This is a genomic window from Flavobacterium succinicans (assembly GCF_001662485.1).
Taxonomy (GTDB): Bacteria; Bacteroidota; Bacteroidia; order Flavobacteriales; family Flavobacteriaceae; genus Flavobacterium; species Flavobacterium succinicans_A.
Genome location: NZ_JMTM01000017.1, coordinates 1 through 26,989, shown reverse-complemented (window position 1 = coordinate 26,989; position 26,989 = coordinate 1). Strand labels below are relative to the sequence as shown.

The window sequence follows — 26,989 nt, the reverse complement described above, 5'->3', positions numbered from 1 at the left end:
TTTATTCTTTATTATTCACCAAGTAATTCTTCGACTTCTTTTTGTAAAACAGGTAAATTTTTAATTACAATTCCCCAAATTACATCATCCGAAACAGAATCATATCCGTGAATAATTCTATTTCTAACATCAACAATTTTCCTCGAGTTTGAAATTACAATTTCACTATCAAGTTTCAAAATACGGTTCATCGCTTCTCCAATAATTTCAATATTTCGCTCAACCGCTCTCTTTGTCCTTAAGTCATTTTGATAAATCTCAAATATTTTTGGAGTATCAATATAATAACTTTCTATTTCATTGATTGAACTTAAAATATCATAAAGCCAAGTTTTAATATTATTGTCCATAAATCAATTGTTTTTTTTGATTTATAGTTTTTCTAAAAAAGGGATTTTTTATTGCTTTTTCTTCAAGTAAATCAACACTTCGGTTAAAAATGTTTTCTAAGGAAAATTTAAAATCATAATAATTATCTCCATAATCAAGAACATCCAATTCTTGGAAATCAACAATTAAATCAATGTCGCTTTCTGAATTAAATTTATCAGTTAAAACTGAACCAAAAGCATATAATGATTTCACTTTATGAGATTTACATAAATTTAAAATATCTTTACTATGACTTTCAATTAAATTCATTTTTTCAATTTTTTATAAAAATAATAAAAACAAATTTAGATGTATACTATATTCTGAATTTTCACAATTTTGGGCCTATTTTTGCCAAGGTTTCCGAGCTACAGCGGGGGTAATCATTTAAAAATAGTTATCGTAAAAAATCGTCAGACTTTTATCTCGTTTACGAACGGCAACATCATTTAAAATAGCTCGAAGTCAGAGACGTTCGAGCAGGATACACAATAAATTTATTAAGAAGTAAGAATAGTGCGGTGATCTGAGCTCGCTTTTTCAACGTTTCCATTTTTAATTTTCTACTAGCTTATTTTCCTCTGTTCAGTCTTCTTTTAGATAGTTTTTTCCATATACTATCTGCTAATTCAATTTCAGAGTCAGAAAGTCCGTAATTTTCTTTCAGTATTTTTTGGTTTGTTATTTTTAGTATTTCCGAAATGTCTTTTTTATCTCTTATCATTTTATCAATAAGAGGAAGTAAATCAAAGTTATTTTCATTGTAAGGCAATAGAATTCTTTCTACTTCATTAGGCATCAATTCAAGAACCCCTCCTCCGTGACTTCTTCCACAAATTTCTGTAAACGCTAATGATAAAGAATTGTAATAACTAGCAGTCAAAGCTTTTAGCTCAATGTTTGGTTTGACTGTAACACGATGCATCGTATCTGTCGTAAACGCTTTAGCTTCATTAATAATTAATTTCGGATAATTATTATTTCTACGAATAAAAAGAGCTTCTGAAATTCTTTGTGATGGAACAATTTGCCATTCGTCTCGTATTCTACATTTATAGCCTTCATTAATTTTTTCCTCTTCTCCCCAAGCTATGTAATCTCTTGCACCAATTGAACCATTTAAGTCTGCTTTTTTTGGAAAGGACAAAAAGTGTGTTCTAGCTTCTTTATCTCTATTTTTATCCCAATCTTTGGTTGTGAAGATTGCACTAGGAACTTGAACACTTCTCCCAACTAATGGTTTTGCGTACTTTTCCAGATTATAGAATTGTACTGTAGAAAGAGGAACTGTGAAAAAAGGATTTGAACCAGTTGTAATTCCGACTTCTACTTTTGCAAATTTACCAAATTGCTTGAATTTTTTATCAGATTGAAGTCTTTCTAGGAAGTCAATTTCTTCTTGTTCAAGAAAATAAAAAGTCCATTTATTTGACTTAAAATCAATTTTCTTTTTAGGGCTTTTTAATTTGGAAACATCTAGTTTTTTTAGTTCTTCTGCGTCTCTTAATTCCAGATGTTCAATTAAATGAGAATTAGAGTTGTTTTTCTCACAAAGCAATAAAACTACTTCTTGTTGAATATTAGGAAATACAAGTTTCTCAAAAGAAACAATGTTTATTTTGTTATAAAAATGAGCTAAAAATTCTCTCAAAGGTTGAGCGTAAGAAACTTGAAGAATTTCAGCTGGCAAAACGAAACCAATTTTACCTTGTTCTTTTAAAAGTAAAGATGAACCTACAACAAATGAAACCCAAGCGTTTGTTAATTTTGAATATTTTAAATTTGCTTTATTAAATATATCAGATGCAAATTGTTGTTGTTCTCTATCAAAATATTGGTATCTAATATATGGTGGATTTCCAACAATTAAGTCAAATTTCCTATCTGTATTAATGCAGTATTTATGAAAGTCTTCATTGATTACTGTTGATTTATTTAATCCAATTGATTCTGATTTTTCTGCTTCAATTTCATCAAATTCAATTGCAGTAACAGAATTGTATTCGTAATTTTTCTTTTGAATTTCTTTTAAAAAAATACCATCTCCGCAACTTGGTTCTAAAATGTCTAATTCTTTATTCCCATTAAAAGCCCATTTCAAAATAAATGCTGCAATTGGTTCTGGTGTGTAGAAACCACCTCTTAATTTTTCGTCTGACGCTTCTTTAATTAATTGCATTATTTGGTAGCTTTATTTTTATTGTAATAATTGATTTTCTCTTCTGCAACTTTTAAAACTTCGCTGGCTAATTCCTCATCTAAAATTGAATATACAACAGTATCGCTTAAATGAGCTACAGTAAGTAAGTCTTCATCAATGCTAAATAAATTTGAAATATCCTTAATGAATTGTTTCGATGGATTTCGACTGTTCTTTTCAATTTTACCAAGCATTGAAGTGTCAATTTTTAAATAATCTGCAACTTGACGTAATGTTAGATGATTTTCAATGCGTAAATCTCTAATTGTTTCTCCGAATGATTTTTCTATGTGCATAGTGTTTTGGACAACTTCAGTCCAAAAGTAAATTAAATTTTTGAACTATGAAAATATTTATTCGATAATCAAGGTAAACGCATCTGCAACAGTTACGTCTTTAAAGAGAGTTGCTGTTTTTCCAATTAACTCATCTTGGGCTATTAAATATTTTGCTTCTCCCCAATGTAATTGAGTAGCAGGTTGTTTTACATCCTCCAAATGTTCACTATTTGTATTATGTGATATACCTAACTGAAAAGTGCCATAATCAATACCAGAAATCACTATTTTAAAATCAGCAACAACTCTTTCAATATGTGTTCTATTTATCCTTGTATCAAATGACCATGCTAAAGTTTGAAAAACTTCATCGCGAAAATAATGTCTTGTATTAATATCTTTTAGAGCTCCTTTTTTGAAAAGCATAGAACCAGTTGGATTTGTATTTTGTCCTTTAGGAATATTTAAATCTCTCTCTTTTAAAGGGCCACTTTCCCATAAGATTTTATTATTCTCAACATTTTCAAATTCAAAATCATTTTTAATTTCGAGTTCTGTTATTAGTTTTGAAACAGTTTTATTTGATTTGTATCTGCCTTTAAAATTTGATGGAATTTTGACTGTTGGTCTTTTTGGAATTACCAAGTCACTTTCTTCTTGTGGTGCTTTATTGGAAGTATTTTTCTTGTGTTTTTTCTTCCAAACTTTTCTTGTTGGAACAATTCCTTCACTAACAAATTGATTGATTATTTTTGGTGAAATTTTAAATAAATTTTTATCTGTGAAGTCAAATAATGTACTGTAATAATCTTTTACTTCTTTTAGTAGCTTTATTCCATCTGCATTATCATTTTTGAATTCAACCATTAATGAACTTTCAATGTTTCCAAAAAAACCTCTTGCTGTTAAATTAGATGAGCCTACTATTAATGTTGTGTCATTTTCGCCTTCAAATAAATATATTTTTGGATGAAAAATTGGTGACTCTTTTTGATAAAATATGTAACTGTTTATTGCTAGTTCATTAATTTCTATTAATGCTTTCTTTGAAGTCCCTTCTTGGTCAACCCCGACAATTAAGTTCAAAGTTTTATAAAATTCGGCTCCACTAGCAATACATTCAGAAAGTCCTACAACACCAGCTTCACTAGCGAATGCAGAAATACCAGTAAAAGAGTTAAATTTATTTTCTTTGAATAATTTGATTATTGTATTGCCAACAGATTTTTTTGATTCGGACTCGAAACCTTGCCCTAAAAATGTGATTTTCATTAATGTATTTTATTAAGTTTTTCAAATATTAACTTCATAGATACATCAAGACCTTTTGACAATTTTTCAATATTTTCGAGAGTAATATTTTTTTCTCCTCTTTCAATCATTCCAATATAAGTCCTATGAAGATTAGATTGAAATCCTAATTCTTCTTGAGAAAGTTTTTTTTCATATCGAAGTTCTCTAATAATTTTACCGAAATTTTGAGATAATTCTGTGTTCATTGAGTATACTATAGTTAGCACAAAGTAAGATTATACTTTTGTTCATACTACATACTACAGTTAGCATTTAGGTTTTGGAAAACTTTAGCTCTTTTAGTTTTTTAGAGCGTCTTGATTTAGTTAAATATTCTATGCTGTGGTAAGCTTACCAACAACTTATGTACATTTATGACAAAAGTATACAAAGCCACCCGAATTGTGGCAGACAGGTAGGATAAGCGTCATACTTTATGTAATCCAAAATATATCCTTTTTTCTACAAAACTTATCGAAACTTTCTAAAATCTTCTTACAAAATATCACCATTGTTTACTACTTTCTAATCACTAAAAACCGCCTACTTGTCTGCATTAGAGCAATGTCATTAACTTAAGCGTTTTTTTTTCATTCTTAGGAACGAAGAAACACAAAATGTATCCAATTGGTGTGATTCCTCCTCTGTCGGAATGACAAAATGAAAAGTCTTTTTCCTAAACTTGTATATATTTAAAAAAAAAGGCCTAGAACATTTGCTCCAGACCTTTTCGTTTCCTTAGTCGTAACTTTAGTTTACCACTTGATAATCGCACTCGCCCAAGTAAATCCACTACCAAAAGCAGCTAAAACAACGGTGTCGCCCGACTTGATTTTCCCTTGTTCCCAAGCTTCGGTCAAAGCAATTGGAATAGAAGCTGCAGTTGTGTTTCCGTATTTTTGAATATTATTATAAACTTGATTGTCTGATAATTTGAATTTGTTTTGAATGAATTGCGAAATTCTCAAATTCGCTTGATGTGGAATCAACATGTCAATATCTGAAACTTCTAAATTGTTGGCTTGTAGTCCTTCGTTGATTACCTCAGCAAAACGAACTACTGCATTTTTGAATACAAATTGTCCGTTCATGTAAGGGAAATAACTTTCGTCATTCGGGTCATTATCGGCCAAAATATCATTTACCCAACGACCACCCATTCCTGGTGCAATAAGCGATAATTCTTCAGCATGTTGTCCTTCTGAATGCAAATGCGTAGACAAAATTCCTTTGGTCAAATCTTCTTCTCTTGACAAAACAGCGGCTCCTGCTCCATCTCCAAAAATTACAGATACACCACGACCACGTGTTGTCATGTCTAATCCTGTTGAATGCACCTCAGATCCAATCACCAAAACGTTTTTGTACATTCCAGTTTTGATGTATTGATCAGCCACAGACAATCCGTATACAAAACCAGAGCATTGATTTCTAATATCAATAGCGCCTACAGTTTTTAAACCTAAATCACGCTGCACCAAAACTCCTGGTCCTGGAAAATAATAATCGGGACTTAAAGTAGCAAAAACAACAAAATCAATATCTTCTTTGGCAATACCAGCACGCTGAATAGCAATCTCGGCCGCCTTTACACCCATCGTTGTTGTGGTGTCTTCTCCTTTGATGATGTGTCGGCGCTCCTTAATTCCGGTGCGTTCCTGAATCCATTCATCATTGGTCTCCATTATTTTAGATAAATCATCATTTGTTACCACATTCGAAGGCACATAAAATCCTAATCCTGCTATTTTAGAGTGATACATAAGTATTTGTTTTTCATTAAAAATTGAGTGACAAAATTAAACATCTTTTAAAAAGACAGCTCACAATTTACTCATTTTTTTGATATAATCATTTTTAACGTAAAAAAAATAAGCCCTTCATCTTTATTAACTAGCTCTATTTTGGACTAAAAATAAGCGAATAAATAGATAATTTTCGAATGCTCGGTCAGAACATAAGGTCAATACGGTCAAGTTTAAGATAAAATAATCACCAGTTAATAATTACTACTTTCTTATCTAAAAATCCTCAAAAAAACAAGAATCAAATCTGAAATCACTAACTAATCGAACTCGATTAACTAACTTTCTGTTTTTAAAGTAAATAATATTATTTAGCACTGATATAATATTTTGTGAGTAAATTAGTCTAATTTTATCGCTTACAAATTCTAATTCATAAATTAATACTTCATGAAGTTAAAACTCACACTCCTGTTTCTAGGTTTCGGTTTTTCTATGTTAGCTCAAGAAAACCTGAGCTATCAAAAACCTTCTAAATCCATTTTAGATTTAGCCGATTACGAAAGAGCCCCTTCGGTTTCGATGGATACCAAAAAAGAATACCTTTTGCTTTCCTACAGAAACACGTACAAAACGCTTGAAGAACTCAATCAAGACGAATTGCGTTTGGGCGGGTTGCGTATCAATCCTGTGACGAATATTTCGAGTACAGTAACGTACATCAACAACTTAAAACTTCGAAAAATAAAAGATAAAAACGAAGTTCAAGTGGAGGGATTACCAGCTAATGCAAAAATTAGCAATCTGTCTTGGTCGCCGAACGATACTAAAATTTTGTTTACAAATACCGCTGCCAATGGTGTAGAACTTTGGGTAATTGATGTGGCTTCGGCTCAAGCCAAAAAATTAACCGAGGCGAATTTGAATGCCAACTTAGGTGCTCCGTTTAGCTGGTTTGGCGACAACGAAACAGTATTGGTAAAACTTTTGCCTAGCAACAGAAAACCTTTATTGGATGCCAAAAAAGATTTGCCAGCTGGACCAATTATCTCGAATGCTAGTGGTGCAAAATCTCAAAACAGAACCTATCCAGACATGTTGAAAAACAAAAATGACGAGATCAATTTTGAAAACATCATCACTTCTGAATTATACAAAATCACATTGAGTGGTAACAAAACCCTATTCAAATCAGCAGATATGTTTGCAGGTCAAAGTTTATCTCCTGATGGGAATTATATTATGATTACTACGATTCAAAAACCGTTTTCTTATATCGTTCCTTTGAATCGTTTCCCGATGAAATCCGTAGTGTATGACAAAAGCGGAAGGGAAATAAAAGTCGTAAACGAAACCCCATTGACCGAAATTATGCCAAAAGGATTTATGGCGGTTCAAAAAGGAAAAAGATCCCTAATGTGGAGAAACGACAAACCAGCTACTTTGGCTTTTGTACAAGCCTTAGACGAAGGAGATCCAGCAAATAAAGTTGCGTTTAGAGACGAAATGTTTTTATGGGAAGCTCCATTTACAGCCAATCCAACTTCGTTAGTGAAAACACCTCAACGTTTTAGCGATATTACTTGGGGAAATGACAACGTTGCTATCGTTTCAGATGAATGGTATGACACTAGAAATACCAAAACATACTTGATCAATCCATCGAATCCATCACAACAACCAAAAGTGATTACCGACAGAAACTCACAAGACGTATACGCTGATCCAGGTAATTTTGAAACTAGAAAAAATCAATACAACCGCTATGTTTTGGCTATCGAAAACGACAAAGCTTTCCGTATTGGAGATGGGTACACCAAAGAAGGACAATTTCCATTCATTGACGAATTGAATTTAAAAACGTTACAAAGCAAACGTTTGTATACTTCTACTTTTAAAGACAAAAAAGAAGATTTAATCGAAGTAGAGGATTTCAAAAAAGGAACGGTTTTGGTACAAATTCAGTCCAAAAACGATTACCCAAATTACTACTTCAGAAACATCAACCAAAAAGACAAACTTACTCCTATCACCGATTTCAAAAATCCATTTGAAAGCATTAAAAATGTGAGCAAAGAGGTAATCAAATACAAACGTAAAGATGGTGTAGAATTATCTGGAACCTTGTACTTGCCTGTAGGTTATGACAAAGCCAAAAAAGAAAAATTGCCTTTACTAATTTGGGCCTACCCTGCCGAATACAAAGACAAAAACAGCGCAGGACAAAGTACTCAAAATCCTAACGAATTTACCTTTCCTAACTATGGTTCATTTGTGTACTGGGTGACCAAAGGCTATGTGGTTTTAGACGACGCTTCTTTCCCAATTATCGGAGAAGGCAAAACCGAACCTAACGACAACTTTATCTCTCAACTAGTAGACAATGCTGAAGCTGCTATCAACGCAGTTGACGCTTTGGGTTATATCAACAGAAAAAAAGTCGCTGTGGGTGGTCACTCTTACGGTGCTTTTATGACGGCTAATTTGTTGACAAATTCCAATCTTTTTGCTTGCGGAATTGCTCGAAGTGGCGCTTACAACAGAACCTTAACACCTTTTGGTTTCCAAAGCGAACAACGTAATTACTGGGAAACACCAGAGGTATACAATACCATGTCACCTTTTATGCACGCAGACAAAATGAAAACTCCTTTACTATTAGTTCACGGAGAAGCGGACAATAATCCTGGTACTTTTACTTTGCAAACAGAACGTTATTTCCAAGCCATAAAAGGATTGGGTGGCCCTGCACGTATGGTAATTTTACCTAAAGAAAGTCACGGTTACGCCGCCAAAGAAAACATCTTGCACTTGCTATGGGAACAAGATCAATTCTTAGAGAAGTATTTGAAAAACTAAGACTTTTGACAAACTTAAAAAAAAGTTCAACCACATAGATTCACAGATTAATGACCACTAGCGAAAGAAAAATAGAAATAGCACTATTTTACACAAAGAATATCTATGTGAATAGTAAAACGTCTATTACTTCTTTATCAAAGCTATAAATTCTATGTTTCTATGTGGTAACAAAAAAATCAACCAAAGTGAAAAACACATAAATTCAATTTGTAGCAAAAAAAAGAGACAACCCGAAAAGTTGTCTCTTTTTTTATATTTACTTTGGAAGTTACATGATCTTCAATAGCACTTCTTGGTTCAATTCTAATGCGGTTTCGTGTTCAAAGAAAATGGCCTTTCTATCAAAAGCGGCTTTAATTAAAAATCGGCTTCCTTTGAAATAAGATTGTTTTACTACCGCTTTCACCGTTCCAACAGGAGAGACCTTTAATTGATGTGGATACAATAATACCATTTCATCTTCTCCTTCAATAGGCATTAATTGCGACATTCTCAACTCATTGACTTCACCAAATAAAGAGGCCACATATTTATTAATCGGAAATTGATACACTTCTGCCGAAGGTGCTTTTTCAATTATTTTCCCTTGCTGTAAAACTATGGTTTCATCTGAAAAAGAAAGTGCATCGGTACTATCGTGTGTTGCAATAATACAGGTAATTTCTTTTTTCTTTAGATAAGCGAATAAATTACGACGTAAAGCGTTTTTTCTAAAATTATCAATATGGCTAAACGGCTCATCCAACAACAACACCTGAGGTTCTACCGCTAAAACCTTGGCTAAGGCAACGCGTTGTTGTTGTCCTCCACTCAAATCTTTGGCGCGCACTTTGGCATACTCAGTCATTTCGACCATTTCGAGTAACTCTTGAATACGCAATTTTTTTAAGGGCATAAAACCGTTGGACAAAAACTTTCCTACGTTTTCAGCAACTGTTTCATAAGGCATCAAATCAAAATCTTGTGCCAGATATTTCATAAAGGGCATACCCGGAATCAAATTGTATTTGGGACCCAAAACGCGTGTCTTATTAAAAAAAATTTTTCCTTCATTTAAATCATAGATACCATAAATGAGTTTCAACAAAGTACTTTTGCCGCAACCGCTCTCGCCAATTAGTGCAATATTTTGTCCTTTTTCTACGGTAAAATCAACATTCTGAATAATCGCTTTGTCTGTATAAGCGAAGGAAATATTTTGAACTTCAAGCATTATTTATTGTATCATTAATAAAAAACAAAGATAGTGGCTTTAGGAAAAATAAGCGGTTGAAAATTTCATTTTATATAAAAAAAAGCTGTCTCCAAAGAAACAGCTTTTTAGCTTTCTTTTCTACATCAAATTATTGACCATTTTTGGCATCTTGAATCATTTTGGCATTGGCGGTAATCGCGAATTCTACTCTACGGTTTTTGGCCATACCTTCTGGTGTATCATTTGGAGCAATCGGATCTGCAATTCCAAAACCTGAAGTTTTAAATCGGCTGGCTGCAAGTCCTTTTCCAATTAAATAGGTTTTTACTGATTCAGCTCTTTTTTCAGAAAGGGTCAAATTGTATTCTGGTTTTCCTGAACTATCTGTGTATCCAAAAATTTCGATGTTGGTGTCGCCATATTCTTTAAAAACTGGAATCAGTTTATCTAGATTGGCTTGCGCTTGAGGAGTTAAACTTGATTTATTGGTATTAAATCGCACGGCATTTTCATTCAAAGTCAAGTGTATTCCTTCTCCCACACGTTCTACGTCTGCGCCTGGCAAAGCTTGATTAATCTCTCTCGCTTGCTTGTCCATCTTATTTCCTATCAAAGCGCCGGCTCCACCACCAATAGCTGCGCCAATAGCTGCTCCTAGGGCAGCATTTCCTCCTTTTCCTATATTATTACCAAGGATTCCTCCAATTATTGCACCAGCAGCTACGCCAATTCCCGCTCCTTTTTGCGTGTTATTGGCATTTTTTACAGAAGTACAAGCTGTAAACAAACTGCTGAATAAAAATAGTGCCGTCAAACTTAGTATTGTGATTTTTTTCATAGCTGTAAAATTTATTTATTAGTGGTCATATATGGTATCGCCTTAATTTATGAGTATTTGTTTTCAACAAACTTGTTGTTAAAGGCAATTTCATGTGTCTTAAATATTAATTCACTTTTTTAAAATGATAAACAATGTCTTTTTGTTGTCCCGCAACATCAATTTTGTCGATAAGTTCAAAACTAGTTTCAGTTTGATTGGCTACTTTTAATAAAAATCCCGATTGAACGTTTTTAGATTTTACGCCTGCTTCAACAATTTTCAGAACAAAGATTCCTTCATTATTAATGCTCCAAACAATGGGTGAAGAAAACGAGGTGCATCCAGCTCCAACTAGAGCCATACTCCCTTTATTATTGTTAGAAATAAAATTCCAAGTACTACCAATGAAGCATTTAGAATCTGCTATATTAAATGAATTTACTTTGAAATACTCAGAACCTGGATAGGTCACATCTGTAATTTGCCAATTGCCTTTGATGGCGACTTGCGACTTCTTGTCTAACTTGGTTGCTGCAACGGGAGCGCTAGGAACAACAGCTGGGGCACTTGATTTACAAGCAAAAAGCAAAAAAATAAAGGTGCCCAAAAGAATAAATTTCTTCATATCTATAACTACTTTATTATTAATTTATTAGCAAATATACAATTCAAAAAATTGCTACAACACGAATGTTTCTGTTTTTAACAAAAAATATACTAGTCGCGACATTTTGTCATTATGATGACAAATGGTATTCTATTTGAAGAGCCAATTAGCATTAAATTAAACTATAAATTTATAAGCACTATGACAACAGGTAAAATTAATGTTTCGGTAGAAAACATCTTCCCTTTAATCAAAAAGTTTTTATACAGTGATCACGAGATTTTCTTGCGTGAATTGATTTCTAATGGAACCGACGCTACTTTAAAATTAAAACACCTTACTAGTATAGGAGAAGCTAAAGTAGAATATGGCAATCCAATTATTGAAGTTAAAATAGACAAAGAAGGCAAAAAAATTCATATCATTGACCAAGGTCTTGGAATGACTGCTGATGAAGTAGAAAAATACATCAATCAAGTGGCTTTTTCTGGAGCAGAAGAATTTCTAGACAAATACAAAGATTCTGCTAAAGACTCTGGAATTATTGGACACTTCGGATTAGGATTTTACTCCGCTTTTATGGTGGCTGAAAAAGTAGAAATCTTTACTAAATCGTACAAAGACGAACCAGCAGCGCACTGGACCTGTGACGGTAGCCCAGAATTTTCATTGGAACCTTGCGACAAAACCGATCGCGGTACCGAAATCGTGTTGCACGTAGCAGAAGATTCTTTAGAGTTTTTGGAAGAAAGCAAAATCAGAGAGTTATTGAACAAATACAATAAGTTCATGCCTATTCCAATTAAATTTGGAACCAAAACTGAAACGCTTCCTAAGCCAGAAGATGCTCCTGAAGATTATACTGCAGAAACTGTTGAAGTTGACAACATCATCAACAACCCAAATCCAGCTTGGACCAAACAACCAGCAGATTTAAAAGAGGAAGATTACAAAAACTTCTATCGTGAATTGTATCCAATGCAATTTGAGGAGCCGTTATTTCATATTCACTTAAATGTTGATTATCCTTTCAACTTAACTGGAATTTTGTACTTCCCAAAATTAGGGGCTGATTTACAAATCCAAAGAGATAAAATTCAATTGTTCCAAAACCAAGTTTACGTAACCGATAACGTAGAAGGTATTGTTCCAGAATTCTTAATGATGCTTCGCGGAGTAGTTGATTCTCCAGACATTCCGTTGAACGTTTCTCGTTCTGGATTACAAGCTGATGGTGCTGTGAAGAAAATTTCGAACTACATCACGCGTAAAGTTGCCGATAAGTTGAAATCTCTGTTCAACGAAAACAGAGCTGATTTTGAAGCCAAATGGAACGATATCAAAATTGTATTGGAATACGGAATGCTTTCTGAAGACAAATTCTATGAAAAAGCAGGAGCCTTCGTATTGTATCCAACGGTGGACGATAAATATTTCACACTTGAGGAATTGAAAGTAGCTATCAAAGAAAACCAAACGGATAAAGATGGTAAATTGGTAGTATTGTATGCTGGAAACAAAGAAGCACAACACTCTTATATCGAAATTGCAAAAGATAAAGGCTATCAAGTATTGTTGCTAGATTCTCCAATCATTCCTCATTTGATTCAAAAATTAGAATCAGACAATAGCGGTTTGACTTTTGTGCGTGTTGATTCTGATCACATTGATAATTTGATCAAAAAAGAAGAAACAGCCATTTCAAAATTATCTACTGAAGAACAAGAAAGTTTGAAAACGGTAGTGGAAACTATTGTTCCTAAACAAACGTACACCGTTCAGTTAGAAGCTTTGGATAGCAGTGCAGCGCCATTCATCATCACGCAACCAGAATTCATGCGTCGTATGAAGGAAATGAGTCAAACTGGTGGCGGTGGAATGTTCGGAATGGGTAATTTCCCAGAAATGTACAACTTAGTGGTGAACACCAATTCAGCATTAGCGACCAGCATTTTGAACAACGAGGACAAAAACGTTCAAGAAAACTTGGTAAAACAAGCCCTTGATTTGGCCAAATTATCTCAAAACTTATTAAAGGGTGAAGCCTTGACTGCCTTTGTAAAAAGAAGTTTCGAAATGATTAAATAATTTCATTAACACTTTAAAAGAGCCTGTAAATTAAATTTTACAGGCTTTTTTTTGGGCAATTCATTTGTTTTATTACATTTAGCACACCAAATCAAAACACAACTTTTATGAAAAATTTCTCATTAGCTTTATGCTCGTTACTCGTTTTTTCGTTCACTTTTAATTCTTGTACCAAAGACGAAGTTGTCAACTTTACCGATACCAATTCAATTGTAGCCTCAGCCACTATTGATGGGATTAACGAATTAGATTTTCAAACAGGAACTCAAGTTACTTTTGAAAATGCATTATCCAAAACCACAAGCACTACCACTGTAAAATCCTTAGTAGGTGCTTGCGCTGCCGTTAGTATAGATAATGTAACTCCCAATTCTTTTCCAAAAATAATTACAATTGATTTTGGAACTGGCTGTACCAACAACGGGATTACCCGAAAAGGAAAATTAAAAATCACCTTATCTGGATTAGTAAGTACACCAAAGTCGACCATGAAAATTGAGCGTGACAATTACTATGTAAACGGTATGAAAGTAGAGGGTATCATTTTATATACCAACGAAACCACCACAGCTACTATTCCACAATGGAGCCGAACCATTACAAATGGTAAACTAACTAGCGCAGATGGATCCGTATATTTTAATTCAGGTAACCATACCATCAGACAAACAGAAGGGGTGAGTACTCCATTGATATTAGCCGACAATACCTACGAAATGATTAGTGGAGACCATATGGTGAGTAAAGAAAATGGTGCTAAGTTGACCCTTTCGGTTGCAGTTCCTTTGGTAAAAAAATACGATTGCAATTATGTTTCCAAAGGGAAATTAAATGTAAAAGGACCATTATTAAACGGAACCCTTGATTATGGAAATGGCGATTGTGATAATAAATTAACTTATACCCACGAAAATGGTATGGTTTTTAACTTAACCATGTAACATAAACTTATAAACTAAAAAATCTTCGTTTCAATTATTGAAACGAAGATTTTTTTTTTTGAAATGAAACCAAAGTTATCCGACCTTTGTAAAAAAAAAGATGACCTTACAAATAGAAACCCCAGCACTACTATTCTCAGCAACTTCCTTGATTTTATTGGCTTATACCAATCGTTTTTTAACTTTAGCCACAATCATTCGTGGGTTAAAGAAAGCTTACAAAGAAAAAGAGAACAGCATGATTTTATTAGAAATTAAAAATCTTAATTTGCGGTTAACGCTAATTCGGTACATGCAAATGGCAGGCGTAATGAGTTTATTTCTATCTGTTTTCGCCATGTTATTGCTGTATCTTAACCAACAAATTGCTGGGATTTACTTATTTGGTTTTAGTTTATTCGCTTTATTGGTTTCTTTGGGATTATCGTTTTGGGAAATCAATATTTCTGTTGATGCTTTACGTCTTCATTTGAGCGATTTAACACAAAAAGGGAAAGCCAATGATTATCCAGCCATTACAATGGATAAATAAATTGGCATTCCAAATGTAATGTTAAAAGGGAATGTAACAGCTAAAGCCATGGGCAGAAAAATACCTGGATTTGCCTTAGGTACCGCAATTTTCATAGCTGCAGGCACAGCAATGTAAGAGGCGCTCGAAGCTAAAACGGCAAATATGAAGCGATTCCCCACATCTTCTGTTACCAACTGACTTAAATATGCCACTACACTTCCGTTGATTAATGGAATGATAACTGCAAAAACAAAACTAAACCACCCACTTTTAAAGAAGTCTCCTAGTTTTCTTCCGCTTACAATTCCCATATCCAAAAGGAAGATGGCTAAAAACCCTTTAAAAATATCAGTGGTAAAAGGTTTGATTCCCAAGGCAGCTTTATCACTAGCTAACCAACCGATAACCAAACTTCCGATAATTAATAATACACTACCATTGGTAAAAGAGTGCTTCACGATTGGACCAATTTTACTATCAATAGCTGTTTTTTTAGAAAACATTTGAATTAAAATTACACCCACTATAATTGCTGGGGCTTCCATCAAAGCCATGACAGCTACCATGTGCCCACTAAAGTTTAGAGACTGCATTTCTAAAAAAGATACAGCTGTAACAAAAGTCACTGCACTTACCGAACCATAAGCGGCCGCAATTGCACCAGAATTTTCGATGCTGAATTTTTTCTTCAAAATAAAGAAGGTATACAATGGAATCAATATAGAAACTACCATCCCGAAAACAACTGACCAAATGATTTCAATCGAAAAATCACTATGCGCCAACTCCTGCCCTCCTTTAAACCCTATAGAAAACAAAAGGTAAAGAGAAATAAACTTGGAGGTATTGTTTGGAATTTCTAAATCACTTTTTAAGTATACGGCTATGATTCCGAGTAGAAAGAAAAGCAATGCAGGATTAGTAACGTTTTCAATTAATAAATCTAAATTCATAGGTTTTGCTTTGTTTTTTTTTAAAATTTATACTGCTGAGGCTCTTAACAACTTGTCGTTGATGGCTACCCCAATGCCTTCGTTAGGAACTTTTTCGACTATAATAACATCAATAGGCTGAGCATCCATTTCATGAAGTGTTGCATACAATCGATTGGCAGCTTCTTCTAAACTACCATTGCTTGACAATTTTTTTTGATAATGAATAGCCGGGTGGTTATATTCTTTGCAGAAAGACACCACACCTACCCTTTTTCTAGTGATTGTTGCAAGTGTTTTTTCAACATCTTCTGTGAAAATTGTACTAGTAGAAGGCGCATAATGCTTGGATAACATTCCCGGAGCGATGGGAGCTACATCATCTTTAGTGAAAACTTTTAAAGTCCCAACTAGTGCTTCAATATCCGCTATGGGTGTAGCACCAGCTCGATACAAAACAGCTTGGTCTTCTTCAAATCCAACAATCGTAGACTCGATACCTTGCGAACATGCTCCTCCATCTAAAACATGGACTAAACTGGAATCGAAATAATTTGAAACATGCGCTGCTGTGGTAGGGCTGATTGAGCCAAATGGATTCGCACTTGGAGCAGCTAAAGGAAAATCCAACTGATTCAAAAGTTCCAGCGCAACAGGATGATTGGGTACTCGAACCGCAACTGTATCCTTTCCTGCAGTAATCAAATCAGAAATGTTATTTTGTTTTTTTAGAACTAGTGTTAATGGCCCAGGCCAAAAAGTTTCAGCTAGCAATCTCGCTTTATCTGTTATATTCACAGCAACTTTTTCTAATTCGGTATACGATTTTAAATGAACAATCAAAGGGTTGTACATTGGGCGATTCTTTAACTCAAAAATACTTCGGATGGCTTTTTCACTATATATGTTGCCAGCCAAACCATAAACGGTCTCAGTAGGAATAGCTACCACTGATTCCTTTTGTAGCAATTGTATTGCTTTTGCTATATCTTTAGTATTACTCATTCTTTAAGGATTACAATAATTACAAAAACCTGGGTCCTCTGTTTTTTTATGCTTCGGATACCAATCTTCTTGGGTATAAGAACACTTTTTACAACTATAAATATGGCTCAATACAGAGGATGTAGCACTCCCGCACCAAGAACAAGGCAGTCCTGTTTTGACATCTGTAATGGTAAATCCAGGAGTTTGACATTCTGGACACAAGGACTGAACGTTTTGAACCAATTGCTTAGTAGCTACGCTAATGATCTCCATTCGGGTAGGATTGTACAAAGCCCTCATATCGGTCTCTACGAATACTGTTGAATACTTCGTTTTTAGGTAATGAAACTGTTCTAACAAAACGTCTGGAGAAACAATTCCTTTGACCATATCTTCGGTACTATACTGACTCGGTCTGAGAATTAGTCCATGACTTGGAAATTGAGCTTGAGAAGCAAAATCGAGAAGGTCCTTTTCACTTTCTACTGCCTTCACCGAAAAATTGGTTTTGAAACTTACTGCTCTGCCGATAATCTCCAAATTATGAAGTCGATCAACTAAAAGAACCAGTTCATCATCTGCTGTTGCAAAATAAGCGGAAGGATGAGGGCCGAATGAACCTTCGGAAGCTACCACCAAATCACAATCTGTAGCAGCAATTGCTGCCAAACATTTTTGTCGTGCTACAGAAAGTGCATCTGAAACTCTAGCTATTTCACCCGAAAAAGTACCAAAACTATCCGTGTCAAAATCTTTTGGCGTGGTGCAAATTACACCTAAACCATTTTCTAAAATAGGAGCCATCACTTGCTCTTTATGATGCATAGTGGCTATCACAAGCTGACGCCCTTTGAAACTATTTAATGTCGTCGAACTCAATTTTAATCTGGCTAGTGATTTTTAATTTTGATCCGTTTTCTTCTGCTTTCTCTAATAATTCTTGAATTTGCAACTGTACTTCTTGCAACTCTGAAATTCTCTTCTTAGAGTTGGTAGCATCTTTCTCAAACCGAATTTCATTACTAAAACTCTCCAAAGAATGATAATTAATCTTATTGTTAATCAAAGGAAATAGCACTTTGGCTGCTCCTGCTGGAGTAAATTCTCCATCGATTAATTGAAATTGGAAGTCTTTTTCCATAAAAAAGTAGCTATTTAAATTAAAGTTTATATTTTAAATCTTTCAACATCTGAGTTCCACAAAGAATTCCAATGACTAACAAGACACTAAAAAAGGAATTTTCAGGGTCTAAAAAAGCAAAGGCAAGCAAAACAACTAATACAATAAGTACTGCCGTCAATTTTACTTTTTGAAACAATGTCAATTCTTGATGGTTCATAATTTTATTTTTTCTGTGGCAAAATTCAATAAACCAAGTCATTAATTTTTATTTATATTTGTAATGAACATCATTAAATATTTTTATGAATTATACACTCCACCAATTACAAGTATTTCTAAAAGTAGCACAATGTCAAAGTATTACTAAAGCGGCTGAAGAACTGCATTTAACCCAACCCGCGGTTTCGATTCAACTGAAAAATTTTCAGGACCAATTTGAAATTCCACTAACAGAAATTATTGGCAGAAAACTGTATGTGACTGATTTTGGAAAAGAAATTGTACTAGCCGCCGAAAAAATAATCAACGAAGTACACGCCATCAATTATAAAATGCAGGCCTATCAAGGAAAATTGAGTGGAAGACTTAAAATTTCTATCGTTTCCACCGGTAAATATATCATGCCTTATTTTCTGGCAGATTTCTTAAAACTGCATCCCGATGTAGAGTTAATTTTGGATGTAACCAACAAATCAAAAGTGATTAAAAGTTTAGAAAAAAATGAAGTCGATTTTTCTTTAGTTTCTATTTTACCAGAAACCTTAACAGTTAATCGCATTGAATTAATGCCCAATCGCTTGTTTCTAGTTTCGAACTCAGCTACCGAGTTTCCAGAAAAAATATACGATAAAAACATTTTAGAAAACATTCCAATTATTCTGAGAGAAATGGGGTCTGGTACCCGACAAAGTATGGAGCAATTCATGCGTTTGAACAATTTGAATGTAAAGAAAAAACTAGAACTTACCAGTAATGAAGCTGTAAAACAAGCCGTTATTGCAGGATTAGGCTGTTCAATTATGCCTATCATTGGCATAAAAAATGAAATCACTACTGGTAATCTTCAAATCATTCCGGTACGTGGGTTACCGATACAATCAACATGGAATTTAATATGGCAAAAAAATAAGAATTTCTCACCAGTTGCAAAAGCCTATCTCACTTTTTTAGAAGAATACAAGCAAGAAATTATCAAAACCAAATTTGATTGGGAGAATGCTTATTAGTTGTCCACAAAACTATTTCAGCCTATCTAAGCCTTATACCGTAACACATGAAGAAATAATAAAGAACTGCTCTGCTCGCAACAACTAGATTTTTGGCGTTCAACAAGCTTCAGTAATTCAAAAATTAGGATTGAAACGTTCTCATAGACAATCGCTTCAAGCATATTTATTTTTCATTTTTTTGAATTAGTCTCATAGCTTCAAAACGGCAAGAAAATTTCAGCGAAAGAAAATTAAAATACCAAATCGATTTTAGAAGTATTTGCGGAATCCTTTTACAACAAAAATTAATTTTGATTCTAAAAACAATAGGACCAAAAATTGTCTGCTGCAGGGTTTGTGCTAAACCTTATATTCCCTTAACATAATTTCGAAAAAAATGGCGTATCTTTGCCCGCTTTTAAAAATTTAAAAATGACAAAGAATCAAGTATTAAAAGGAGTTTTTTTGGTAGGGCTAGGCGCTACTAGTTATGGTATGTTGGCTACTTTTGTAAAAATGGCTTACGATGAAGGATATTCTACTCCAGAAGTTACCTCGGCTCAATTCGTTCTTGGTATTCTTGGTATGTTATTGATTAATTTATTTCAAAAAAACAAAAAAGGAAACACAGTTGTAAAAGCAACTTCAAAAAATATTTTCCAGCTTATCATTGCTGGTACTTCACTTGGTATGACCAGTGTTTTCTATTACTTAGCTGTAAAATATATTCCTGTTTCAATTGCTATTGTGCTATTAATGCAAACCGTTTGGATGGGGGTTGTTGTGGAGATGGCCATCGACAAAAAACTTCCAGCGCTCAAAAAAATAATCGCAGTGGCTATAGTATTAACAGGAACTTTTTTGGCGACCAATGTAATGGCCACAACAGCTTCTTTAGATTGGAGAGGAATAGGACTAGGCTTACTAGCTGCTGCATCTTTTACCGCTACTATGTTTACTGCAAATCATATTGCAAATCATATTTCATCGGCACAACGAAGTCTATATATGCTTTTGGGTGGTGCTATTATTGTATTTGCTTTTAGCTTTTTCACACAAGTAGGTCCTTTTCAAATGGGTATTTTTATGAAATGGGGAATTATTTTGGCTCTTTTCGGAACCATTATTCCGCCTTTGTTGATGAATGCTGGTTTTCCTCTTACTGGAATTGGGCTTGGTAGTATCGTTTCCGCCCTTGAATTACCCGTTTCTGTTACAATGGCTTACGTTCTACTGAATGAAGAAGTAAGCTTTCTACAATGGTTTGGAATCGTTTTGATCATTGTGGCCATTATCATCATGAATACGAATGCTTCTAAAAAATAACCAAACCCAAAATATTTCTCAATAACATCATCAAACTGTTAAATTTTTTATAAATTCGTAACAAACAACCTTGTTATGAATTCACTTTGGCATCTGTATGTAATGGCTATTCTCTATATAATTGCTGGTGCCAATCATTTTAGAGTCCCTCGTTTATATCAAAAGATCATTCCTTCTTATCTTCCAAACTCCTCATTATTAAACATTTTATCTGGAGTTATGGAAATTGCTTTAGGAATTTCACTGCTAATTCCTGCTATTTCCCGCTATGCTGCTTGGGGAGTTATCTTGTTGCTAATTGCTGTCTTTCCAACACATATTTTCATGTTGACCAACCCAAAAGCAAGTATGGGACTCCCAAAATGGGTTTTATATCTTCGTTTGCCCTTACAATTCCTATTGATGTATTGGGCTTACACTTATACTTTATAATTTTTTAAGAATTCACAACAAATTAGTAACCAATAAAAACTAAATACTTATGAAAAAACTATTTGCAGAATTTTTTGGAACATTTTGGCTTGTTTTCGGAGGATGTGGGAGCGCTTTATTCGCTGCTGGAATACCTAATTTGGGTATTGGCTTTGCCGGAGTTGCTCTAGCTTTTGGATTAACAGTACTAACAATGGCTTATGCCGTTGGTCACATTTCTGGCGGACACTTTAATCCCGCCGTCTCATTTGGTTTATGGGCTGGTGGCCGATTTTCAACTAAAGATTTGGTTCCTTACATCATCGCACAATGTGTTGGCGCAATTGCAGCAGCAGGAACATTGTACACGATTGCTTCTGGAAAAGCAGGCTTTATGATTGACAATACCAAAGCAGGAGCTTTTGCTTCTAACGGTTTTGGAGCTTTCTCGCCAGATGGTTATTCTATGCAAGCTGCATTTATCACAGAGTTTGTACTAACTCTTTTCTTTTTATTAGTAATTCTTGGCGCAACCGATAAATTTGCAAATGGCAAATTTGCTGGAGTAGCCATTGGTTTAGCGTTGACATTAATTCATTTAATCAGTATTCCAATTACCAATACTTCTGTGAATCCTGCTCGTTCATTATCACAAGCTATTTTCGTTGGAGGAGAACCTTTGGGACAGGTATGGTTATTTTGGGTTGCACCAATTTTAGGAGCCATTGCAGCTGGTTTCATCTATAAAAATCTACTTCAAAATCATTCTGAAGCTTAAAATGAGTCTATAATTAAAAGAGAAAAAGAACAAAATTGATGTTCTTTTTCTCTTTATTTTTACCAAATGAAATCCCTTTTTGATTCTGAACCCATTATTTTTGATGTTCCTGATGCATCCATTAGTTATTACCCTAATTTCTTCTCAAACGAAGAAGCAGCCATCCTATTTGACGCATTACAAAAAGAAATTCCTTGGCAACAGGACGACATCAAAGTCTATGGGAAAGTGTATCTACAACCAAGATTAACAGCTCTGTTTGGTAACGAAGGAAAATCCTATTCCTACTCAAATCTGACTATGAATCCACATACTTGGTCTTCCCTTCTTTTGGCGATCAAAGAAAAAGTAGAAAAAGCAACTCAAACAATTTACTCTACGGTATTACTCAATTATTACCGAGACGGCAAAGACAGTAACGGCTGGCATGCTGATAATGAGAAAGAATTAGGAATAAACCCAATCATAGCCTCACTGAGCCTTGGTGCAGAAAGGGTGTTTCAACTAAAACATAATCATCTTAAAAATCAAAAAATAAATCTAACTTTAGAACATGGTAGTTTACTACTAATGAAAGGAAAAACACAACATTTTTGGAAACATCAAATTCCGAAAACAACTAAACCAATAGGCCCCAGAATTAACCTAACTTTCAGGATTATCAAATAAAACCAAAATACTCAACCAAAATAATTATGAACGAAATTGTTACTTATTTCACAAATATTCCATCCTCACATAGAAGTTTAATCCTTGTAGGGGGCATCACTTTTTTTTGGATCATCGAAAATGCTTTTCCATTATTTAATTTTAAATATAAAAAATGGCAACATGCTAGCATTAACATCTTTTTTACTTTAACAACGATAGTAATCAATTTTTGTTTGGCCTATCTTCTATTAAAAACAGCTGATTGGACCATCAAAAATGATTTTGGAATCCTTCAAATCCTTCCAGAAATGTCCCTGTGGTTGTATACTATTATTGGATTACTCTTATTGGATTTAATTGGAGCTTATCTAGTTCATCTTATCGAACATCGAACAAAAGTCTTATGGCGTTTTCATCTGATTCACCATACAGATACCTGGATTGATACTACAACAGCCAACAGGCATCATCCTGGCGAAAGTGTGATCCGTTTTGCTTTTACCTTGTTGGGCGTTTTTATTGTGGGTAGTCCAATGTGGATGGTTTTCTTGTACCAAACATTATCGGTTGTGGCGACGCAGTTTAATCATGCTAATATTGCTTTACCACCAAAATTAGACAAACTCTTAAGCTATTTTATTGTCTCTCCAGACATGCACAAAATACACCATCATTACAAATTACCCTATACAGACAGCAATTACGGGAACATTTTTTCTGTTTGGGATCGATTGTTTGGTACATTCAAAACTATGTCGAGAGAAGAAATAATTTACGGAATCGACACACATCAAGATCCAAAAGAACACAATGAGTTAAAAAACTTATTAAATATTCCTTTTCAAAAACACAGGTCGCCAGAAATAGATTAAGGAGCAAAAAAAAATAGCATTTTAATCAAAGTAATTGTTATTTTTATTAATATTGGTATATCATTAGAGATCTATTTTATTAATCATTAACACCAAATTTTGAATTAATTTTCATGTGATGAAAAAGAGTAACCGCAAAGAATTGAATTGGGAACAAACAGAAAAGCTTGTTACATTGGCCTTAGAAGAAAGAAATCCTTTCGAAATAATTAAAAAAGAATTCGGACTTTCTGAAAAAGAAGTGTTAGAATTTATGAAAAAGAAAATGCCTGCTGAAAAATACGAAATGTGGAAAAAGAAAGCAATTGCAAGTAAGCCAAAACCAAAACCAGTAAAAATTGATGATTTTGATGAAGATTTAGATGGCAAATATTACTTTAAAAACAAATTAGATTAATACCATATCAACTCCTGCTTTTAGTAGGAGTTTTTTATTGAATCCCAAAAAAACAGAGCTATTTATGATGCAATGTAACAATTACATTATTTTATAGTCTAACGTAAAACGTAAACAAAAAAACATGAAAAAAATAATACTATCCTTAGCTTTTGCTGCTGTTCTTCTAGGCTGTAAGTCAAGTGTTTCGACTACGGACAAAATTAAGCAAGAAATTAAAGTAGCCATAAACCTGAAAGATGTTAAAGATGACAAAGTGCAAGTAACCGTTTATGCACCAAAAATCAATTCCGATATAATTACGTATAGCATCCCTAAAATCGTTCCTGGAACCTATTCCAATGACAATTACGGTCGTTATATAGAAGATTTTAAAGCATTTGACGAAAAAGGAGCAGTTTTAGAAGTAAACAAAACAGACGAAAATACTTGGTCCATTCAATCGGCTAAGAAATTAAATAAAATAACTTACTTAGTAAACGACACCTATGACACCGAAAAAGGAAGTGGTTTTGGTCAAGAAGATATTTTTTCTCCAGCAGGAACAAACATTGAGGCAGGAACCAATTTTATGATAAACATGCATGGATTTGTAGGCTATTTTCAAGACAAAAAAGAAATACCATACAAAGTAAACATCACCCATCCGGAAACACTTTGGGGAGCTACTTCTATGATTGATATGGATGCTAAAAATGATTCTGACGAATTTATTGTTTCCCGCTATGGCGAATTAGTAGAGAATCCTGTAATGTATTCAAAACCTGATTACACCACCTTTACGGTTGATGGAATGGATATCACAATTGCAGTTTTTTCCCCTAACGGAAAAGTGACCGCAGAGAGCATCACACCAGAGATGAAGAAAATGATGATTGCCCAAAAAACATTTTTAGGAAAAATCAATGCAAATAAAAAATACACCGTTCTTTTGTATTTATCAAGCATGAAACCCAGCGATGCTAAAGGTTTCGGAGCCCTAGAACATCCAACAGCAACAACAGTAGTAATGCCCGAAACAATTCCTGCTAAAATGCTTCAAGAACAAATGAAAGATGTAGTTTCGCATGAATTCTTTCATATTGTAACCCCATTAACTATACATTCAAAAGAGATACAGTATTTTGATTACAATACACCAAAAATGTCAGAACATCTGTGGATGTATGAAGGAGTGACTGAATATTTTGCTAATTTATTCCAAATCAATCAAGGATTAATAACCGAAGAGGAGTTTTACGAAAGAATAGCAGACAAAATAGAACAGTCTAAAAGAATGAATGACACTATGCCATTCACCACCATGAGTGCTAACGTACTTCAAGAACCCTACAAAGAACAATATCTAAATGTCTATCAAAAAGGGGCGTTAATTGGAATGTGTATCGATATCATCATCCGTGAAAAATCTGAAGGAAAAAGAGGAATCCTTGACCTAATGCATAAACTTTCAAATGAATATGGAGTTAACAAAGCATTTGATGACAATGAATTATTTGATAAAATTGTCTCTTTAACCTACCCTGAAGTTGGTGAATTCCTTAAAACATATGTAGCTGGTCCAACACCAATCCCATATGATGTTTTTTTAGCTAAAGTAGGAGTTACAAAATCCGTGACAAAAGTTCCAGGAGGAATATTTTTAAAAGGACAAAAACCCTATATCACTATAAATCCACAAACAGGCGAAATTTCAATTTTACCTAATGTTGAATTAAACGAATTCTTTAAAGGCTTATCATTAAAAGGAGGAGACGTAATTATAGCTATTAACAATAAATCGTATAGTAAAGAAAACATATTTGAATTGATAACAACGAGTCAAGAATGGAAAGAAAATGACACCATCACTTTAAAAATAAAAAGAGCTGAAAAAGAAGAAACCATTACAGGAAAAGTTACTTTACCTTACGAAGAAAAAGAAAGTTTAACTGCTTCTAATGTTACTAAAAAAGCATTAAATGAAGCGTGGTTAAAAGGATAATCAATTTTCAAAAATACTACAATCCCAATTTAGAAATAGATTGGGATTTTTTTTTAATTTAAGGCATAGATAGTATAGCAATTCAACATTTTTCTTTATTTTGCGACAAATTAAAATTCAAATGAAAAAAACTATTTTAGCTCTAGTAGCATTAACATCAATAATTGCCTGTACTAAAAACGAATCAAAAAACAACTTGCATCTAACTGGAAATGTAGTAGGATTAAAAAAAGGAACCTTATACATTCAACGTTTAAAAGACACCACGCTTATCACTATCGATTCCATTAAAATTGAAGGAGACTCTAAATTTGAAACAAATATCCCGTTAGAATCACCAGAAATGTTTTATTTGTCTTTAAACAGAGGCGTTTCGAATTCCCTAGACAACAATCTACTATTCTTTGCTGAACCAGGAAACATCAATATTGAGACTAATCTTGACAGTTTTCTTTATGGAGCAAAGATTACAGGCTCAGAAAACCATGATTTATATGAAGAATTTGTAAAAATAAATTCCCAATTTAAAGATGAAAATTTAAATATTATTGAACAAAAATTTAAAGCTACAAAATTCAAAAACATTAAAAAATTAGACAGTTTAAAAGTCAAAGAAGAGTCAAATATAAAAAGAAGATATCTATATGCTACTAATTTTGCGGTAAACCACAAAGACCATGAAGTAGCTCCTTACATTGCTCTTTCTGAAATTTATGACATCAACATCAAATTTTTAGATACGATACAAAAATCAATGACTCCAAAAGTAGCTCAATCTTTATATGGAAAAAAATTAACCAAATTTGTAAATGATATAAAAAAACAGGAATAATTTTTTTTACCAACCAAAAAGGCTGTCTTAAATATTAGACAGCCTTTTTTTTTGCTTTATTATAAAGGTAATTAAAGGTAATTTTATTAATAGACTAAGAAGTAAGTAAGTAAGTAAGTAAGTAAGTAAGTAAGTAAGTAAGTAAGTAAGTAAGTAAGTAAGTAAGTAAGTAAGTAAGTAAGTAAGTAAGTAAGTAAAGAATCAGAAATAGAAGTTTACGATTATAGATATCTTTTTTATCAAATATCAAATAACAATTGTATACAAGTAAAATAAACTTATACCACCTAAACTAGGTCTCAACAAACAATAAGTAATTCACCATTAAACTAAAGCTTACAATAAAGAAATGTGTGTGTCAGGATAGAAAAGAGTTTGAAATAAAATAACAAAAGAAAGGTTTGGAATTGTTTGAACACTCAAGTAGAATCATTTATATCTCAATTCATTATATCTGACCTGTAGAATTATTCCTTTTTAGACTAACAATACTTCTGCTTACTTTTAGCTTACCACAAGTTTTGAACTTGATCCTTTATATCTCATGCTTTTTCATAAAACTACAAAACAAAA

The 26,989-nt window shown here is 33.5% G+C and carries 28 protein-coding genes; 13 read left to right on the top strand and 15 right to left on the bottom strand.

The window, feature by feature from the left end; all coding sequences use genetic code 11:
- Positions 1–11 precede the first annotated feature (11 nt).
- From FLB_RS02200 to FLB_RS02170, 7 genes are all read right to left on the bottom strand, one after another.
- Complete coding sequence (locus FLB_RS02200) at positions 12–350, bottom strand: DUF86 domain-containing protein (protein WP_064714334.1); 339 nt, start codon at positions 348–350, stop codon at positions 12–14.
- Positions 340–642, bottom strand: coding sequence for a nucleotidyltransferase family protein (locus tag FLB_RS02195; RefSeq protein WP_064714333.1), 303 nt, complete (start codon positions 640–642; stop codon positions 340–342). Before FLB_RS02195 ends, FLB_RS02200 begins: the two co-directional genes overlap by 11 nt.
- Before the next feature lie 301 nt (positions 643–943).
- On the bottom strand, positions 944–2,551 hold the full coding sequence (locus tag FLB_RS02190; protein WP_064714332.1) for a class I SAM-dependent methyltransferase: 1,608 nt from the start codon (positions 2,549–2,551) through the stop codon (positions 944–946).
- Positions 2,551–2,868, bottom strand: a complete 318-nt coding sequence (locus FLB_RS02185; protein ID WP_064714331.1) for a helix-turn-helix domain-containing protein — start codon at positions 2,866–2,868, stop codon at positions 2,551–2,553. Before FLB_RS02185 ends, FLB_RS02190 begins: the two co-directional genes overlap by 1 nt.
- Before the next feature lie 57 nt (positions 2,869–2,925).
- A complete protein-coding gene (locus tag FLB_RS14100; RefSeq protein ID WP_082923196.1) occupies positions 2,926–4,122 on the bottom strand; it encodes a phospholipase D family protein in 1,197 nt (398 codons plus the stop codon).
- Positions 4,122–4,349, bottom strand: coding sequence for a helix-turn-helix domain-containing protein (locus tag FLB_RS02175; protein ID WP_064714330.1), 228 nt, complete (start codon positions 4,347–4,349; stop codon positions 4,122–4,124). Before FLB_RS02175 ends, FLB_RS14100 begins: the two co-directional genes overlap by 1 nt.
- A gap of 549 nt (positions 4,350–4,898) precedes the next feature.
- Entirely contained in the window at positions 4,899–5,906 is a 1,008-nt protein-coding gene (locus tag FLB_RS02170) for a 3-oxoacyl-ACP synthase III family protein (protein WP_064714329.1), read from the bottom strand.
- 432 nt (positions 5,907–6,338) lie between these two features.
- Here FLB_RS02170 and FLB_RS02165 point away from each other — a divergent pair, with 432 nt between their 5' ends.
- Positions 6,339–8,747: an alpha/beta hydrolase family protein gene (locus FLB_RS02165; RefSeq protein ID WP_064714328.1), complete on the top strand. Its 2,409-nt coding sequence runs from the start codon at positions 6,339–6,341 to the stop codon at positions 8,745–8,747.
- A gap of 271 nt (positions 8,748–9,018) precedes the next feature.
- Here the strand turns inward: FLB_RS02165 and FLB_RS02160 are convergent, their stop codons facing one another.
- The 3 genes from FLB_RS02160 to FLB_RS02150 form a co-directional block, all read right to left on the bottom strand.
- The gene (locus tag FLB_RS02160; RefSeq protein ID WP_064714327.1) at positions 9,019–9,963 is read right to left on the bottom strand and encodes an ABC transporter ATP-binding protein; all 945 of its coding nucleotides are present in this window, start codon (positions 9,961–9,963) and stop codon (positions 9,019–9,021) included.
- Positions 9,964–10,093: 130 nt separating this feature from the next.
- Positions 10,094–10,783, bottom strand: coding sequence for an OmpA family protein (locus FLB_RS02155; protein WP_064714326.1), 690 nt, complete (start codon positions 10,781–10,783; stop codon positions 10,094–10,096).
- Between the two features lie 106 nt (positions 10,784–10,889).
- Positions 10,890–11,390: a lipocalin family protein gene (locus FLB_RS02150; protein WP_064714325.1), complete on the bottom strand. Its 501-nt coding sequence runs from the start codon at positions 11,388–11,390 to the stop codon at positions 10,890–10,892.
- Positions 11,391–11,573: 183 nt separating this feature from the next.
- On the opposite strand from FLB_RS02150, the gene htpG reads away from it, so the two are divergent.
- The 3 genes from htpG (at position 11,574) to FLB_RS02135 (ending at position 14,933) form a co-directional block, all read left to right on the top strand.
- Positions 11,574–13,460: a molecular chaperone HtpG gene (gene htpG, locus FLB_RS02145; protein ID WP_064714852.1), complete on the top strand. Its 1,887-nt coding sequence runs from the start codon at positions 11,574–11,576 to the stop codon at positions 13,458–13,460.
- 107 nt (positions 13,461–13,567) lie between these two features.
- Positions 13,568–14,401 carry a hypothetical protein gene (locus FLB_RS02140; protein ID WP_064714324.1) on the top strand — a complete coding sequence of 278 codons (834 nt, stop codon included), beginning with the start codon at positions 13,568–13,570 and terminating at the stop codon, positions 14,399–14,401.
- A gap of 100 nt (positions 14,402–14,501) precedes the next feature.
- Positions 14,502–14,933 (top strand): DUF2721 domain-containing protein, encoded by a 432-nt coding sequence (locus FLB_RS02135; RefSeq protein WP_064714323.1) that lies wholly within the window; start codon positions 14,502–14,504, stop codon positions 14,931–14,933.
- Here FLB_RS02135 and FLB_RS02130 read toward each other — a convergent pair.
- From FLB_RS02130 to FLB_RS02110, 5 genes are read right to left on the bottom strand one after another with little or no spacing between them, the layout of a single operon-like run.
- Positions 14,906–15,868 (bottom strand): sodium-dependent bicarbonate transport family permease, encoded by a 963-nt coding sequence (locus tag FLB_RS02130; protein ID WP_064714322.1) that lies wholly within the window; start codon positions 15,866–15,868, stop codon positions 14,906–14,908. The genes FLB_RS02135 and FLB_RS02130 overlap by 28 nt on opposite strands.
- A gap of 27 nt (positions 15,869–15,895) precedes the next feature.
- On the bottom strand, positions 15,896–16,852 hold the full coding sequence (locus FLB_RS02125) for an L-threonylcarbamoyladenylate synthase (RefSeq protein ID WP_064714321.1): 957 nt from the start codon (positions 16,850–16,852) through the stop codon (positions 15,896–15,898).
- A gap of 3 nt (positions 16,853–16,855) precedes the next feature.
- Positions 16,856–17,713: a DUF6671 family protein gene (locus FLB_RS02120; protein WP_231891031.1), complete on the bottom strand. Its 858-nt coding sequence runs from the start codon at positions 17,711–17,713 to the stop codon at positions 16,856–16,858.
- Complete coding sequence (locus tag FLB_RS02115) at positions 17,691–17,975, bottom strand: hypothetical protein (protein WP_064714319.1); 285 nt, start codon at positions 17,973–17,975, stop codon at positions 17,691–17,693. Before FLB_RS02115 ends, FLB_RS02120 begins: the two co-directional genes overlap by 23 nt.
- A 19-nt stretch (positions 17,976–17,994) precedes the next feature.
- On the bottom strand, positions 17,995–18,216 hold the full coding sequence (locus tag FLB_RS02110) for a hypothetical protein (RefSeq protein ID WP_157490517.1): 222 nt from the start codon (positions 18,214–18,216) through the stop codon (positions 17,995–17,997).
- Between the two features lie 43 nt (positions 18,217–18,259).
- Between FLB_RS02110 and FLB_RS02105 the strand changes: the two genes are divergently transcribed.
- The 9 genes from FLB_RS02105 (at position 18,260) to FLB_RS02065 (ending at position 26,416) form a co-directional block, all read left to right on the top strand.
- A complete protein-coding gene (locus FLB_RS02105; protein WP_064714317.1) occupies positions 18,260–19,183 on the top strand; it encodes a LysR family transcriptional regulator in 924 nt (307 codons plus the stop codon).
- Positions 19,184–19,597: 414 nt separating this feature from the next.
- A complete protein-coding gene (locus tag FLB_RS02100; protein WP_064714316.1) occupies positions 19,598–20,491 on the top strand; it encodes an EamA family transporter in 894 nt (297 codons plus the stop codon).
- Positions 20,492–20,566: 75 nt separating this feature from the next.
- On the top strand, positions 20,567–20,923 hold the full coding sequence (locus tag FLB_RS02095) for a DoxX family membrane protein (protein ID WP_064714315.1): 357 nt from the start codon (positions 20,567–20,569) through the stop codon (positions 20,921–20,923).
- 49 nt (positions 20,924–20,972) lie between these two features.
- On the top strand, positions 20,973–21,680 hold the full coding sequence (aqpZ, locus tag FLB_RS02090) for an aquaporin Z (protein WP_064714314.1): 708 nt from the start codon (positions 20,973–20,975) through the stop codon (positions 21,678–21,680).
- Positions 21,681–21,746: 66 nt separating this feature from the next.
- A complete protein-coding gene (locus FLB_RS02085; RefSeq protein ID WP_064714313.1) occupies positions 21,747–22,349 on the top strand; it encodes an alpha-ketoglutarate-dependent dioxygenase AlkB family protein in 603 nt (200 codons plus the stop codon).
- 26 nt (positions 22,350–22,375) lie between these two features.
- Positions 22,376–23,203, top strand: a complete 828-nt coding sequence (locus FLB_RS02080) for a sterol desaturase family protein (RefSeq protein WP_064714312.1) — start codon at positions 22,376–22,378, stop codon at positions 23,201–23,203.
- Between the two features lie 118 nt (positions 23,204–23,321).
- Positions 23,322–23,600 (top strand): DUF2805 domain-containing protein, encoded by a 279-nt coding sequence (locus tag FLB_RS02075; protein ID WP_064714311.1) that lies wholly within the window; start codon positions 23,322–23,324, stop codon positions 23,598–23,600.
- Positions 23,601–23,724: 124 nt separating this feature from the next.
- Entirely contained in the window at positions 23,725–25,584 is a 1,860-nt protein-coding gene (locus FLB_RS02070) for a peptidase M61 (RefSeq protein WP_064714310.1), read from the top strand.
- Positions 25,585–25,705: 121 nt separating this feature from the next.
- On the top strand, positions 25,706–26,416 hold the full coding sequence (locus tag FLB_RS02065; protein WP_064714309.1) for a DUF4369 domain-containing protein: 711 nt from the start codon (positions 25,706–25,708) through the stop codon (positions 26,414–26,416).
- The last annotated feature ends 573 nt before the right edge of the window (positions 26,417–26,989 follow it).